Raw genomic sequence first — 14,205 nt, 5'->3', positions numbered from 1 at the left:
GTGGACGTGGACCGCCCCGACCGCAAAGCCCGGCGGGCCAACGGCAAGTCCGACGCCGTGGACGCCTACGCGGCCGCGACCGCCGTCCTGTCCGGCCGCGCTAACGGCCGGCCCAAGAGCCGCAACGGCATCGTCGAGGCCATCCGGTTCCTGCGGGTGGTCCGCCGCTCGGCCATCAAGTCCCGCACTCAGACGATCAACCAGATCCGCACCCTCATCATCTCCGCCCCCGCAGAAGTGCGCGAACGCCTGCGCGGCCTGCCCACCTACCAGCTGATCGCGCAGCTGGCCCGCTCCCGCCCCGGCACCGACCTCGCCGACCCGACCTGCGCGGTCCGAACCGCACTGCGGCGTCTTTCCCGCCGCTACCAGCACCTCACCGAGGAAATATCCGAGGCCGACGCCGAACTCGGACCCCTCGTCGCGCACGCGGCCCCGGGCCTGGTCGAGCTGGTCGGTGTCGGCACCGAGACAGCCGCCCAGCTCTTGATCACCGCAGGCGACAATCCCGACCGGCTGAAGTCCGAAGCCTCCTTCGCCCACCTCTGCGGAGCGTCCCCGATCTCCGCCAGCTCGGGACGGACCAACCGCCACCGTCTCAACCGCGGCGGCGACCGCCAAGCCAACCACGCACTCCACACGATCGCCCTCGTGCGGATGCGCTACGACCCTCGCACACGGCTCTACGTCGCGCGGCGCACAGCCGAAGGCATGTCGAAGAAGGACATCTTCCGCTGCCTCAAACGCTTCATCGCGCGCGAGGTCTACAAACACCTGACCAGCACGAACATCCCACAACAACTTCTACAGGCCGCCGCTTGACGATCTATAGGAGCTTCCTGGACGCCATGGGCCGCGTCTGCTCGGCTCTGCCTGGGTCGACGGTGGACGGGATGGGAGCCCCAGCGCTCGCCACGATGTGCCCGCGGCCGGGAACGGCGCCCCCTCCCACCCGGTGTCGGCCGATCCCCCGCCGGAGGCATCGTCTGTGACCGTGGGCCGCGTCGTCGGGTGATTCGACTCATGCTCCGGCCTATCCACCAGTGGGCGGGCGTCGGCGCAGCCGGGGCGGAGCGGGCCGAAGGCAGGAGCGGCGCCCCGAGCGGAGCCGGGTGCTTGAACCAGTAGAGAAAGTTGTAACTCAGTCTGAGCTGTGGGGCTTGAAGTTCTGTGAGCACGGTGGAAGTTCAGCGCCCTGTCGGTGTGCGAGTGGCAGGAAGGGCACTGGGCGGATCGTCCATGTGATGCGGTTGCCTGCGTGGGTGATCGTCACCGTGCACGGCTCCTGACGCAACAGAGCACGCCTCGTGCCAACTCGGCCGTCGTAGAGCCACGTCCATGCCTCGTCTGAGGCGTCGGGGTCGAGTGCCGGAGTGATCGTGCGGAGGGCGACCGCTACCCATCTGTCTGCCTGGGGTGCGGAGTAGGCGTCGAAGGATGCTCGGAAGGTCGGCATCCGGTTTGGGTTGGTGAGGCTTTCTGTCCAGCACTCGCACCAGTAGCCGCGGCGGGGCTTGTTCATCGTCACGGGTGGGCTCCCGGGCGGGTGTCCGTGTAGAGCTCCGCAGTGACGGTGTGCCCGGCCTGGCTGCTGTGGACCACGACCCGGTGAGCGATCGCGCTGACCATGCCCAGCCCCCGGCCGTGCTCCGCGTCCTGGTCCTGGTGCTCGACCTTCGGTGCCGTGCCGGCGCCTCCGTCGTCTGTGACCGACAGGGCAATCACCTGTGGAGAGACCGCAAGGGCCAGATGGAAGCTGCCGCAAACCTGGCCGCTGGCCGTGTGCAGGATCGCGTTCGCGCTCAGCTCGCTCACGATCAGCTCGGCGTCCTCGGCTAAGGGGGAGCCTTGCAGGATGTCGCGGGTCCATCGGCGGGCCCGACTCACCTCTTCCGGGAATCCTGGGCAACTCAGCCCCCAGACCCGAGCACTACTCGTATACTCGTGCATACAAGTTCCTTCATGCAGGTAGGCCGCCATGTGCAGCGGGTTCGGACTAGACGAGTTTCACGCCGTCGTGGGCGCGGATGGACGGCGGGGTCGTCGCGTCGAGTGCGTCCAGGACGCGGATCGCGTACGCCTCGTCGGCGAGTTCGGTGACCTCTTCGCGGGTGGCCCAGCGCAGGGCCCGGGTCTCGTCCCCGGTGGTCGGGGCGCCGTCGATCGCTTCGCAGCGGAAGACCAGCGAGACGATCAGGCCGGTCATGTTCTTGTAGACGCCGGTGAGGGTCGCGGGAAGTGCGATCTTGATGCCGGTCTCTTCGAGGACCTCGCGCTGGAGGCCGTCGGGGATGGTCTCCTCAGGTTCGAGGACTCCGCCCGGCGGTTCCCAGTGGCCGTTGTCGCGGCGCTTGATCAAGAGGGCCCGGCCGCGGTCGTCGACGATGACCCCGGCGACGCTCACGGAGTGCGGGCGTTCTGTGCTCACGTTCCTCGGCCCTCTCGGCTGGCTAGGCTCTCCACCGTAGCAACAACACTCGCCCACTCGTCTAGATACCTAAAGGAGTATCCGTGACCTCTCTACCGAGCGCTCTCGGCGCCCTGGACCCCACGAGTGATCGTGCGGTCTTCCGGCAGATCGCCGACCAGCTGCGCGAGGCCATCGACCGTGGGCGGTTCAAGGAAGGGGAGAAGCTGCCCTCCGAGGCCGAGCTGGTCGAGCACTACGGCGTTTCCCGGATGACGGTCCGGAACTCCTTCTCAATCCTCACGGGCGAGGGCCTGGTCCACGCCGAGCACGGCAAGGGCGTCTTCGTCCGCCCCCGGCCGCCCGTGCGCCGGCTCGCCTCCGACCGCTTCGCCCGCCGCCACCGCGAGCAGAGCAAGTCCGCATTCATCGTGGAAGCCGACGCCGCCGGAAGCCACCCGCAGGTCGACAGCCTGGAGGTCAAGGAGGAGAAGGCGAGTCAGGACATCTCCACGCGCCTCGGCTCCGTGCGTCGCGTGCTCGCTCGACGGCGCCGGTACCTGCTCGACGGGCGCCCGGTCGAGTTCGCCACGTCGTACCTGCCGCTCGACATCGCCCGCGGTACGCAGATCGCCGAACCCAATCCCGGCCCCGGCGGCATCTACGCCCGGCTGGAAGAGCTGGGTCACCACCTCGACCACTTCGAGGAAGAGATCCGGGCGCGGATGCCCTCGCCGGATGAGGTCCGCACGCTCCGGCTGGCCCCTGGTGTGCCGGTCATCCATCTCATTCGCACCGCCTACGACACCGAGGGCCGGGCCGTGGAGGTCTGCGACACGGTGATGGCAGCGGACGCGTACGTCCTCTCCTACCAGCTCCCGGCGACCTGATCGACGGTGCGCGAGGCCGCTTTTCGGACTCGTACACACCGACACGCATACTCGTATAGACGAGTGGGCAAGTTGTGTGGCAAAGTGATCTCGTTCCCGGCGATGACGGGTTCTCGGATCGCTTCTTGTATAGACGAGTAGATGGGAAGAAGCCTTGCGCACCATCCGTGTGGAGACCTCGGCGGCGACGATCCTGCTGACCGAGGCGCCCGAGCCCAAGGTCCGTGACCGGCAGACGGGCGAGATCGCGAAGGACGCCGTCAGCGGCGAGGCGCTGATGACGATCGGCGTCGTGTACATCGAGGAGGGGGAGTCGTCCCTGATCAAGGTGACCGTTCCGGAGAGCGGGGTGTCGGAAGGACTCGCGCTCGGTGCGCCGGTCTCGCTGCCCGGTCTGGCCGCCCGGCCGTGGGAGAGCGTCTTCAACGGGCAGCAGCGGCACGGCATCGCCTACCGGGCCGCCGCCGTCACTCCGGCCGCCTTCCCGGCCGCCGTGGGGGCCACGGCCTGATGACCGACCTGACAACGCTCCTGGAGGTGGGTGGCCCCGTCGCAGCGCTCGGCGGTGGGGCCGCCTACGCACGGGTGCGACACCCCGGCATCTACTGGTCCACGGTCGGCTTACCTCTCTCGATCGCCCGGCTGCTCGGCTCGTACGCCTCCGTCATGGAAGCCTGCGGCCTCACCGTGGCTCCCTCTCGGCTCCGGGTCCTGGCGGTGAAGGCGACCAGTCGCCGCGAGGTCCGGCCCGTACCGCCGCGTCGCGGCATCATCCGACCCACCACGACCGGGCTGCGGCTCCGTCTGCGACTCGCCCCCGGCCAGGAGCCGGCCGACGTGGCCGCCTCCGCCGAACGGCTGCGGCACGCCTGGGGAGTCCACGCCGTCTACGTCACCACGGTGAAGCCGGGCGCGGTCGACCTGCGACTCGTCGGCTTCGACGTGCTGAACCGGGTGCGCATGCCGCGCAAGACCCGGGCCGAACTCCTCCGGGTGCCGGTCGCACTGCGCGAGGACGCCACGCCCTTCCTGCGCGACTACCGCACCGTGCCGCACCAACTCACCCTCGGCGCCACTCTGTCCGGCAAGTCCATGTACCTGCGTCACCTCGTCGCCGGACTCGCCCTCCAGTCGGTCGCCCTGGTCGGCATCGACTGCAAGCGGGGCGTCGAACTCGCGCCCTTCGCCCCACGGCTCTCGGCCCTCGCCACGAACCCGGAGCAAGCCGCCGAACTGCTGCCCGCGCTCATCAGGGAAATGGAGGAACGGTACGACCTGATCAAGGCCCGACAGGGCATCGCCTCCGGCACGCCGGATGAGGAGATCACCTCCGACATCTGGGGTCTGCCCGAGCGTGAACGCCCCGTACCCGTCGTCCTGTTCGTCGACGAGGTTGCCGAACTCTTCCTCGTCGCAACGAAGAAGGACGAGGAACGGCGGGACGAGATGGTCACCCAGCTCATCCGGCTCGCCCAGCTCGGCCGCGCCGCCGGCATCTACCTGGAGGTGTGCGGGCAGCGCTGGGCAAGGGGGCGACCATGTTGCGGGCCCAATTGACCGGCCGCGTCTGCCACCGCGTCAACGACGAAGCCTCCGCGAAGATGGCACTCGGCGACATTGCCCCGGAGGCCGTCTTCGCCGCCTGCGCCATCGCTCCCGAACGGCCCGGCCTCGCCGTGGCCGGGGACACCTCCGGCGGCTGGTCTCGTATCCGCACGCCGTACCTCTCCCCCGGCGACGCCGCCGAGACGTGCCGCGACTCGGCCCACCTGGTCCCCGACGTTCCCGCGCTCAAGCCCTTCCGGCCCGACGTTCCCGTGCCGCCGGTCGAGATTCCGTCCCCGGTCGTGAAGCCGCGACCCGTGACCGACTGACCCGGCGCTTCCTCCATCACCCCCGGTCGGCGTGACCGCCTTGCGCCACGTCCCTACCCCTCCCATGCCCGAATCCGGAAGGAGCCGCAGCATGCGCGCCCACCTGGCCCGCGTCGACGCGGTGCTCGTCCAGGCGGTCATCGCCGCCGCGCTGTCCTTCGCCCACCTGCACGACATCGCCTCGGCCGCTGGTCAGGACGGGTGGAAGGCGTGGGCCTACCCCATCTCCGTCGACCTGCTGCTGGTCGCCGCTTGGCGCCGACTGCGCTCAGGCGACGCCAAGGCGGCCGGGTGGTGCTGGTTTGTGATCGCGCTGACCGCATCCCTGGGCGCCAACGTCGCCACCGCCGGACTGCTCGACATGGACCAGGTACCGGCCTGGCTCCGCATCCTCGTCGCGGGCTGGCCAGCCGTCGCCTTCCTCGGCGGCACGCTCCTCGCCCACTCGACCCCGCCGACAACGGACGACCACCCCGAGACCACAGACGAACTGGAGCGGCCACGGCTCATCGAGGACCAAGAGGACGCGCCCGATCCGACCGAGGCCATTCCGGCTGCGCCGGCCATCGAGCCGAGGCCCGCTCCGCCCGCGGTCTCCGTCCCGGCCGCCCTGGTCGAGCACGCACGCAAGGTCGCCACCGAGCACCACACCCGCACTGGCGCTCCGATCGACACGCCGACCCTCCGCGCTCGTCTCGGGGTTCCCTCGCCCATGGCTGAAGCCATCGCCGCCCAGCTCTGAAGGCGAATCTCGATGAGGGGGCTATCTCTTCCGCCGTACCAGCTGGATTCCCAGGACGCCCAAAACGATCAGCACCTCAAGGAAACACATGGTGATCACGGTGGCCCAGGATTCACCCACCCACCACCGGCCCGCTACACAGCCGAGTCCAAGTGCCAACGCGATCCCCCCGAAGGCGATCAACCTCCGTACTCCTTGCGACATTCCGCCTATCTACACGTCGTCACACCCAACAGGCAAGCAAACAAAGGGAAGGACACCGCTCTTGCCAGCCAACCGTCGCTTCCGCTCCGTCACCCGCATCGGCCCCGTCCAGGTCGGCACGTCCTACGACGGAGGCGGCCGGGAGAAGCACACCGCCGCCTGCACGGCCCCGCGCTGCGGCTTCTCCGCCGATTACGACAGCCGTGCCGCCGCCGAACTGGCCGCCCGCACCCACCGCTGCCCCGTCCGCTGAAAGGACCCGCCTCCCGTGACCGTCAGCCTCCCGCTCGTCGTCGTCCTCGGCTTCTTCGCCTGGGGAGCGGTCAAGTTCCTCGGCGTCCGCACGTGGATCGTCGTCCTGATCGCCCTCTTCGGCTTCTGGCTCTCGCACACGTTCATGGCCCCAGCCATCGAGTCCGGCACGCGCTCCGGCGTCGGTGTCGTCAACGGCTGACATGACTAGACGAGTAGGTAAGGAGAGCTTCGCCGTGTTCCTGCCCAAGTACCCGGACAACCCGACCCCGCCGCCCGCGCACCCCCACACCGTGGCGGCCGACCACCACGTCTCCACCCGGCGCCCGGTCCCGCAGATCTCCGTCAGCACCGGAGCCGTCGCGGCCGGCCTCGTCGGCGGGGTCGTGCTGACCGCGCTCCTGGCCGCCGTCGCCGTCACGGCCGTTTCCGTGGCCGTCGCCGCCGTGGTCCTGCGTTCGATGCTCCGCGACCAGCGCCGCCGCTGACGCATCAGACCCCCGGGCCGGCCTCGATACCGCCAAGCATCCGCCGCCCCGGGGGCCTTCACCCCTTCCAGCCGAAGCCAGAAGGAGCAAGCCCATCATCACCCGCGCCACGCCGCCCCCGCTGACCGAACTTCGTGACCTGGCCGCCCTCGGCACCATGCCCGCGCTCCTGTGCCAGCTCTCGGCCCTCGGCGGCTGCACCCACCCGATCCGCCTCGACGGCCACCGCACCGAGTACGACGTGAACACCCGCACCGGCGAGATCGGCAGCGTCCTCCACCACCTCGACTCCGCCGCCCTTCCGGCCGGTCACCTCCTCGTCCGCTGCAACAACCGCCGCACGACCCGCTGCGCGGCCTGCGCCGAGGTCTACCGCCGGGACACCTTCCACCTGATCACCTCCGGCCTGCGCGGCGGCAAGGGCGTCCCCGAACGCGTCGCCGCACACCCCCGCGTCTTCGCCACCTTCACCGCCCCCGGCTTCGGCCCCGTTCACAACCGCCCCACCGGCCCGGCCGGTTCGATTCGCCCCTGCCGCTGCGGCGCCCTCCATGACCAGGACGACCCCGCCCTCGGCACCGCCCTCGACCCGGACACCTACGACTACGACGCGGCCGTCCTCTGGAACGCGCACGCCGGGTTGTTGTGGCGCCGCTTCTCGACCTACCTGCGTCGCGAGGTCGCCAAGCGCGCCGGTCTCACACAGCGCGCGTTCCGTGAGTACGCCCGGGTGTCGTTCGCCAAGGTCGCCGAGTACCAGAAGCGCGGCGCCGTCCACTTCCACGCCGTCATCCGCATCGACGGCCCCGGGGGCGGCGACACCCCGCCTCCCGTCTGGGCGACCGCCGAGCTGCTGACTGACGCTATCCGGGCAGCCGCTGCCACCGTCCGTGTGGACGGACCCGTCCTCGACGGCCGGGCTCACGTCTTCAGCTTCGGCCGTCAGCTCGACGTACGCACGATCCGTTCTGCCGACTTCGACGGCGGCCAGGAGCTGACCGAGCGGGCGGTCGCCGCCTACATCGCCAAGTACGCCACCAAGGGCGCCGAGACAGCGACGGGAGCTCTCGACCGGCCTCTGAAGTTCGTCGCCGAACTCGCCCAATTCGACATCAACGACCACGCCCGCCGACTGATCCGCACCGCCTGGGCCCTCGGCGGCCGCAAGGACCTGGAAGACCTCCGCCTGCGGGCCTGGGCCCACATGCTCGGCTTCCGCGGCCACTTCTCCACCAAGTCCCGCCGCTACTCCACCACCCTCGGAGCCCTCCGCGACGCCCGCGCCGAATGGCGCCGCGCCCAAGCCGCCGCCGAATCCCGGACCGAGCCCGACACGACCCTCGTCCTCGCCCATTGGGTTTTCGCCGGAACCGGCCTCACCGACGCCGAAGCCTGGCTCGCCGAAACCCTCGAACCCGCCCCCGGAACGGAAGGGGAACCCACCCGTGCCTGACGGCGAACTGCTCACGGTGCCTGAGGCGATGGCCCGGCTCAAGCTCGGCCGCTCCACGGTGTACGACCTCGTCCGTTCCCGTCGCCTGCCCTCGCTCACCATCGGCCGTTGTCGGCGTATCCCGGCGCGTGCTGTCCGCGACTACATCGCCAACGGACTGGAGGTGGCTGCCTGATGGCCACTCAGCGCAAGCGCAACCCGAACGGCGCCGGCACCATCACCAAGCGCAAGGACGGCCGCTACCAGTGCGCGGTCTACGTGCTCCAGCCGGACGGCACCCGAGCCCGCAAGTTCGCCTACGGCAAGACCTGGGCCGAGTGCGACACCAAGCGCCGAGAACTGCTCGCCAAGGTCGACCAGGGCGTGCCCGTGCCCACACGGTCGGCCCGGCTCTCCGAGTGGCTGCCGTACTGGCTGGACAACGTCATCAAGCCCCGGCGGAAGCTCAGCACCTACGACAAGTACGAAGCGCACGTGCGGCTCTACCTGGTTGCTCGGCGCGAAGCAGCTCGACGCCCTGGGCGTGGCCGACGTCCGGCGCTTCCTCGTCCGCCTGGAGCAGCAGGCCACCGCGGCAACGGCCAAGGAAGCGCACCGGGTTCTGCGCTCTGCGCTGTCCTCCGCATGCCGCGAGGAACTGATTACGCGCAACGTCGCCAAGCTCGTCGAGCCGCCGCGCACCGACAACCGTGAGCTGAAGCCCTGGACCCTCGACGAGACGCTCGACTTCCTCGCCGCCTCCCGCAAGGACCCGCTCTACGCGGCCTTCGTGCTCGCCATCGCCATGGGCCTCCGCCGTGGTGAGATCGTCGGCCTCCGCTGGTCCGACCTCGACCTCGACTACCGGGTGCTCTACGTCCGCCAGCAGACCCAGCGGCGCCGCGGCGTCCTTTACGACGACGATCCCAAGAGCCGCCGTCGCCGCGCTGTTCCGCTGCCCGCACTTTGCATCGCGCCCCTGCGCTGGCACCGCCTGCGGCAGGCAGCTGCTCGCGCCAAGGCGGGGGAGGGGTGGCAGGAGTCGGCGTACGTCTTCACCACCCGCACGGGGCGTCCGGTCGAGCCGCGGAACGTCTACCGCTCCTTCACTCGGGTCGCCGAGTCCGCCGGCCTTCGCGTGATCCGGCTGCACGATGCCAGGCACGGCACCGCGACGCTCCTCACGGCGGCCGGGGTTGCGCCTCGCGTCGTGATGGAGATCCTGGGCCACTCGCAGATCAGCATCACCATGGACGTCTACACGCACGTCGTGCAGGACACCCAGCGCGAGGCCATGAGCCACATGGACCGGCTGCTGCGGAAGCGCCCTGGTCGTCAGTGACCACCCGCGTTGATGTCAGAAGTGGATGTCAAAGGCCCCGGACCATGATCGGTCCGGGGCCTTTTGCCTGGTGCCCCCGGCAGGATTCGAACCTGCGACACCCGCTTTAGGAGAGCGGTGCTCTATCCCCTGAGCTACGAAGGCGGATCGTGACCGCGTGGGTCACAGGCGTCAGCGTACCGGATGTGGGGGGTCGCAGGTGGGGGGGCGCTGCGCGTCAGGTCAGGGGGACGTGGGTGAAGTGGGTGGCCACGTGGAGGTCTGCCTCGATGGCGGTGGCCGTGCGGCGCAGGGCGGGGAGGAGGTGTTCGAGGCACTGTTCGCGGGTGTGGCGGGCCGTGTGCATGGCCACGCCGGCCGCGGCGACCACCCGGCCCGCGCGGTCGTGGATCGGGACGGCGAGGGAGCGGAGGCCCGCTTCCAGTTCCTCGTCCACCAGGGCGTAGCCGTGCTCCGCGCTTTCGGGGTGTGTCTGCCGCACGGGCGGTGTGTCCGACAGGAGGACGCGGCCCAGGGCGGTGGCGTGGGCCGGGAGGCGGGTGCCCACGGTGATGTCCACGCTCATGATGCGGGCGGTCGTCGCCCGGGCCGTGTACTGGATCTCCTCGCCGGAGGGCGTCAGGACCGCCAGCGACGTCGACTCCTGGACGTGGGACGCCAGTTCCTCGAGGTGCGGCAGCGCCATCCGGGGGAGCGAGGTGCGGGACAGCGGCGGGAAGCCCAGGGCCAGCACCCTCGGGGTGAGGGTGAACGTCCGGTCGTCCTCCTGGCGTACCAGGCCCAGGTGCTCGTACGTGATCAGCGCGCGCCGTGCCGTCGCCCGGGACAGCCCCGTCGCCCTGGCCACCTGCGCCGACGTCAGCGCGGCCCTGCCCTCGCCGAAGGCGGTCAGCACGGTCAGGCCGCGGGCCAGCGACTCGACGAACTCCCGGCCCAGTTCCTGCTTGGACGCGGCCGTCCACGTCGCCAGGTTCGAGGGGGGTGAGGTGACCGAGAGGGGCGGGGCCGCGCGGAGGTCCGCCTCCATCGCCGCGACCGTCCTCCGCAGGCGGGGCAGGAGGGTGGTGCGCAGGTCGTCCGCCGAGTGGCGGCTGGTGTGGCTCACCACGCTCGCCACGCACGCGATGCGGCCCGTGTCCGGATGCCGTACGGGTACGGAGACCGCGACCAGGCCCGGCTCGATCAACTGGTCGTCCAGCGACCAGCCGTCCTCCCGCGCGCTCGCCGCGCGCCGCTCGAAGTCCGCGCCGATCGCGTCGGTCGCACTGATCCCGCCGATTCCGCCGATCGCCTCGGTCACGTCGATTGCTTCGGTCGCGTCCCACGGTCCGTCCGTCGGCGGCACCCGTGGGGGTACGGCCGTGAAGCCTCTGTCCTCCGGGTCGGCCGCCCGGCGTGCGTGCCAGAGCCGCCAGTCCGCGTCGGTCCACTCCGACGCGAACAGCGGGCCCGGTGCGGTGCGTTCCGCGGGGAGCAGGTCGCCGATGCGGAAGCTCAGCGACATCGCGCGGCGGCGGGTGGCCTGGTGGATGAAGCGGATGCCGTCCCGGTCGCCGACCGCCAGGGAGACCGACTCGTCCAGCTCGTCGGCGAGGGCGTCGGCGCGCGCGTCGAGCAGCGCCGGCAGCCGCAGGGCGGCCAGGTAGGCGTTGCCCAGCTCCATGAGGCGGGGGGCGAGTACGACGTCCCGGCCGTCCGGACGCACGTACCCCATGCGGGCGAGCGTCGCCGTGATCCGGTCCACGGTGGAGCGGGCGAGGCCCGTGGCCCGTTCCAGGGCGCTCGGGCTCAGCGTTCCGCCGGCCTCCGTCAGCTGCCGCAGCACCGCCACGCCCCGCATCAGCGGGGTGACCGCCTCGGCGGGCGGGACGGCCGCGGTGGGCGCGGTGGCTGCGGCCGGGGAGCCGGTGCCGGTGACCCGGGGGGCCACCGGCGGGGTGTTCGGGGGCATCGCATCTCCGGTACGGGGGTGGCGGCAGGCCTACCGTAAGCCCGCACCGCGCGTTCCCTCCTCCATCCTTCCGCGAGGCCCGCGCCGACCCCGAACCGGCCCGCACCGGCCCGCCCCGACCCCGAACCGGCCCGCACCGGCCCGCCCCGACCCCGAACCGGCCCTCACCGCCGGGTGACCCGCACCCGGTAGTTCCCGTCCAGGTCGGCCGCCGCCACGTCGATGCGGATGCCCGCCCGGGGGTCCCGGAAGGACTGGCCCGGTGCGAAGGGCGCGTCGGAGAGTTCGGCGTGGACGTTGGGGCTGCGGGTGCAGCCGCCGGAGTCGCGGTGGGCGTCGTAGACCTTGATCGGGCCGCGGCCGGTGTCGACGTCCGCGTCGACCTTGTAGATGAGGACGCCCGGTTGGCAGACGGTCTCGTCGTTGCCGGCGCGGGTGCGCAGTTCCAGGGCGTAGCCGCTGTGGGCGTCGAGGGGGACGAAGACCAGTTTCGGGCCGCCGGGGCGGGCCAGCGGCGTCAGCGGGTACTCGACCGAGCCCCGCTTGGCCGCGCAGCTCACCTGGGAGGCGTCCAGCCAGCCCAGCTTCCACTTGTGCCAGCCGAGGAGATCGTTGCCGGCCCCCCAGTCCTCGCTCATGATGTCCCAGTGGCCGACCGCGCCGCCGCCCTCCGGCGTGTACAGGTCGGGCAGGCCGAAGACGTGGCCGTTCTCGTGGGGCAGGACGCGGTAGCCGGTGGTGTCGTACGAGCCGGAGCCGTCGTCCTGGCGGGAGTAGACGAAGGAGGCGTTCGCCACCGGGACGCCGTCGGCGACCGGGGCCGCGCTGTTGCCCGCGAACGTCACCGACAGCACCGTCTCCAGCGCGGACGGGCCGGCGTTGGGGGTTATCAGCACGTTCAGCAGGTCGTAGTGCCGGAAGTCCACCTTGGGGTCGGCCGCCGTGACGATGTCCTGGACGAGTTGACGGTAGCCGGGGTCGAAGGGCGCGCCCCGCTCTATGTCGTACGCCTTGAAGGGCTTCGGCATGCGCAGCCACCCGGATATCGGGGTTTCGGGGCGGTAGTCGAGCCGGCCGTAGGAGGCGGTGCGGAACCACTCCTGGGTCCGCGGGAAGAATTCGTGGAAGCGGTCGAGCGCTTTGCCCTCGCCCGGTGCGTCCGGGAAGTCGATCATGACGGTCAGGGCGTGGACGGTGCCGACGGAGCGGGCGTACCCGCTGCCGGTCGGTATGCCCTCCGACATCTGCACGGCCGAACCGCCGCTGATCAGGCAAGGGGTGAGGGCGGGAGAGCGGGCCAGGAGGGCCGAGCCGGCACCGGTGGCCGATGGCCCCGTCGTGAGGCGCCCCGACCCGGCCGATGTGCCGACCGCCAGGGTCAGCGCGGTCACGGAGGCGAGGGCGGCCGCACGACGCTTGCGTATCCGGCGGCGGGGCTGCGGCTGCATCCGTAAACCTTTCGCGCCAGGCAGCCACCGGTCTCCGGCTGCACCCTTTCGATCACCCTGTGTCGTCGGGGCGGGGGGCGCGCGCTGGAGCGGCCGATCGTGCGACGGCCGATCGGGAGGAGGAGCCGGTCGGGGATCCCGGGGTCTCACCTACGGCAATGTGTGACCCAGGTCACCGAAAAACTTGGCGGGCGTGGGAAATAACCGGGGACCGTTTCCCCGTTTAGCCTTGTGTCGAAGCGAAACGGGGAGTCCTTCCCCGGATCGCGGCGACGCGACAGAACTCAAGACCGCAGGTTCGGGGCGTGAGGCCCAAGGCCCCCTGCCCGAGCCACCGGACCAGCAAGCCCCACGATCAGTCGAGGAGTACGCCGTGCAGACCGCGACCGCCCATCCGCGCAAGGCGACCCGGCCCCGCGCCGACGCCCTGCGCAACCGGGAGCGGATCGTCACCGCCGCCCGGGAGATGTTCGTCGAGTTCGGACCCGAGGTGCCGCTCGACGAGATCGCCCGCCGCGCCGGCGTCGGCAACGCCACGCTGTACCGCAACTTCCCGGACCGCGACGCTCTCGTCCGCGAGGTCGTCTGCTCCGTCATGGACCGTACGGCGCTGGCGGCGGAGCAGGCGCTCGCGGAGACCGGCGACGCCTTCGACGCCCTGGAGCGCTTCGTGCACGTCGCCGCCGACGAGCGGATCAGCGCGCTGTGCCCGATGATCTCCAGCACCTTCGACCAGCACCACCCCGATCTGGAGGCCGCCCGCGAGCGGGTGGAGCGTCTCGTCGAGGAGGTCATGGACCGCGCCAAGGCGGCCGGGCAACTGCGCTCGGACGTGGGCGTCGGCGACCTGATGGTGGCCGTGGCCCAGCTCAGCCGGCCTCCGGCCGGCACCGGCTGCCTCGGCACCGACCGCTTCGTGCACCGTCATCTGCAGCTGTTCCTGGACGGGTTGCGGGCTCCGGCCCGGTCCGTCCTGCCGGGTGCGGCCGCGACCATGGAGGACCTGAGGACCTGCTCCAGGCTGCCTGAGTAACGCGGCCACCGAGCCCCGCCACCCCACCGCCCCGCCACCCCACCGCCCGTCGCGCCACTGCTCCACCGAGGCGCCGAGCCACCCGGCCTCCGAGCCACCCAGCCGCCAAAGCCACCCAGCCACCAGAGCCGACCAGGCCCCG

The 14,205-nt window shown here is 71.0% G+C and carries 15 protein-coding genes, 1 tRNA gene and 2 pseudogenes; 12 read left to right on the top strand and 6 right to left on the bottom strand.

What is annotated here, in order from left to right:
• Nucleotides 1–822 (top strand): transposase (locus ACIPM1_RS24235; RefSeq protein WP_402437891.1); only part of this gene is annotated, 822 nt, incomplete at its 5' end.
• A 319-nt stretch (nt 823–1,141) separates the two neighbouring features.
• Here ACIPM1_RS24235 and ACIPM1_RS24230 read toward each other — a convergent pair.
• Genes ACIPM1_RS24230 through ACIPM1_RS24220 form a run of 3 tightly spaced genes read right to left on the bottom strand, consistent with a single transcriptional unit; the run spans nt 1,142 to nt 2,404 of the window.
• Nucleotides 1,142–1,522, bottom strand: coding sequence for a hypothetical protein (locus ACIPM1_RS24230; protein WP_402437928.1), 381 nt, complete (start codon nt 1,520–1,522; stop codon nt 1,142–1,144).
• A 2-nt stretch (nt 1,523–1,524) separates the two neighbouring features.
• A complete protein-coding gene (locus ACIPM1_RS24225; protein ID WP_402437925.1) occupies nt 1,525–1,950 on the bottom strand; it encodes an ATP-binding protein in 426 nt (141 codons plus the stop codon).
• A gap of 46 nt (nt 1,951–1,996) precedes the next feature.
• On the bottom strand, nt 1,997–2,404 hold the full coding sequence (locus ACIPM1_RS24220) for an NUDIX hydrolase (RefSeq protein WP_402437922.1): 408 nt from the start codon (nt 2,402–2,404) through the stop codon (nt 1,997–1,999).
• 107 nt (nt 2,405–2,511) lie between these two features.
• Here ACIPM1_RS24220 and ACIPM1_RS24215 point away from each other — a divergent pair, with 107 nt between their 5' ends.
• The 10 genes and pseudogenes from ACIPM1_RS24215 (at nt 2,512) to ACIPM1_RS24170 (ending at nt 9,631) form a co-directional block, all read left to right on the top strand.
• A complete protein-coding gene (locus ACIPM1_RS24215; RefSeq protein ID WP_402437888.1) occupies nt 2,512–3,297 on the top strand; it encodes a GntR family transcriptional regulator in 786 nt (261 codons plus the stop codon).
• 154 nt (nt 3,298–3,451) lie between these two features.
• Nucleotides 3,452–3,808 carry a hypothetical protein gene (locus tag ACIPM1_RS24210; protein ID WP_131567470.1) on the top strand — a complete coding sequence of 119 codons (357 nt, stop codon included), beginning with the start codon at nt 3,452–3,454 and terminating at the stop codon, nt 3,806–3,808.
• Nucleotides 3,808–5,171: pseudogene (locus ACIPM1_RS24205) on the top strand (FtsK/SpoIIIE domain-containing protein). Before ACIPM1_RS24210 ends, ACIPM1_RS24205 begins: the two are co-directional and overlap by 1 nt.
• Before the next feature lie 91 nt (nt 5,172–5,262).
• Nucleotides 5,263–5,913 carry a DUF2637 domain-containing protein gene (locus ACIPM1_RS24200; RefSeq protein ID WP_402437885.1) on the top strand — a complete coding sequence of 217 codons (651 nt, stop codon included), beginning with the start codon at nt 5,263–5,265 and terminating at the stop codon, nt 5,911–5,913.
• Between the two features lie 265 nt (nt 5,914–6,178).
• The gene (locus ACIPM1_RS24195; protein WP_402437883.1) at nt 6,179–6,370 is read left to right on the top strand and encodes a mobile element transfer protein; all 192 of its coding nucleotides are present in this window, start codon (nt 6,179–6,181) and stop codon (nt 6,368–6,370) included.
• Between the two features lie 15 nt (nt 6,371–6,385).
• A complete protein-coding gene (locus ACIPM1_RS24190) occupies nt 6,386–6,571 on the top strand; it encodes a hypothetical protein (RefSeq protein WP_402437880.1) in 186 nt (61 codons plus the stop codon).
• A gap of 34 nt (nt 6,572–6,605) precedes the next feature.
• The gene (locus ACIPM1_RS24185; protein WP_402437878.1) at nt 6,606–6,857 is read left to right on the top strand and encodes a SpdD protein; all 252 of its coding nucleotides are present in this window, start codon (nt 6,606–6,608) and stop codon (nt 6,855–6,857) included.
• Between the two features lie 157 nt (nt 6,858–7,014).
• Nucleotides 7,015–8,310, top strand: coding sequence for a replication initiator (locus ACIPM1_RS24180; RefSeq protein WP_402437875.1), 1,296 nt, complete (start codon nt 7,015–7,017; stop codon nt 8,308–8,310).
• Complete coding sequence (locus ACIPM1_RS24175) at nt 8,303–8,485, top strand: helix-turn-helix domain-containing protein (protein WP_402437872.1); 183 nt, start codon at nt 8,303–8,305, stop codon at nt 8,483–8,485. Before ACIPM1_RS24180 ends, ACIPM1_RS24175 begins: the two co-directional genes overlap by 8 nt.
• Nucleotides 8,485–9,631: pseudogene (locus ACIPM1_RS24170) on the top strand (tyrosine-type recombinase/integrase). The gene ACIPM1_RS24175 and the pseudogene ACIPM1_RS24170 overlap by 1 nt, the downstream one beginning before the upstream one ends.
• A 68-nt stretch (nt 9,632–9,699) precedes the next feature.
• On the opposite strand, the gene ACIPM1_RS24165 reads toward ACIPM1_RS24170, so the two are convergent.
• The 3 genes from ACIPM1_RS24165 to ACIPM1_RS24155 form a co-directional block, all read right to left on the bottom strand.
• Nucleotides 9,700–9,775: transfer RNA gene (locus tag ACIPM1_RS24165), tRNA-Arg, on the bottom strand.
• 73 nt (nt 9,776–9,848) lie between these two features.
• Complete coding sequence (locus ACIPM1_RS24160; protein WP_402437869.1) at nt 9,849–11,582, bottom strand: IclR family transcriptional regulator C-terminal domain-containing protein; 1,734 nt, start codon at nt 11,580–11,582, stop codon at nt 9,849–9,851.
• Nucleotides 11,583–11,746: 164 nt separating this feature from the next.
• Nucleotides 11,747–13,030, bottom strand: a complete 1,284-nt coding sequence (locus ACIPM1_RS24155; RefSeq protein WP_402437867.1) for a M6 family metalloprotease domain-containing protein — start codon at nt 13,028–13,030, stop codon at nt 11,747–11,749.
• A gap of 373 nt (nt 13,031–13,403) precedes the next feature.
• Between ACIPM1_RS24155 and ACIPM1_RS24150 the strand changes: the two genes are divergently transcribed.
• On the top strand, nt 13,404–14,063 hold the full coding sequence (locus ACIPM1_RS24150; protein WP_356194478.1) for a helix-turn-helix domain-containing protein: 660 nt from the start codon (nt 13,404–13,406) through the stop codon (nt 14,061–14,063).
• The last annotated feature ends 142 nt before the right edge of the window (nt 14,064–14,205 follow it).

It is taken from the genome of Streptomyces sp. NPDC086766 (assembly GCF_044746005.1).
In the GTDB taxonomy this organism is placed as follows: domain Bacteria; phylum Actinomycetota; class Actinomycetes; order Streptomycetales; family Streptomycetaceae; genus Streptomyces.
This window is presented reverse-complemented; position numbering and strand designations above follow the sequence as displayed.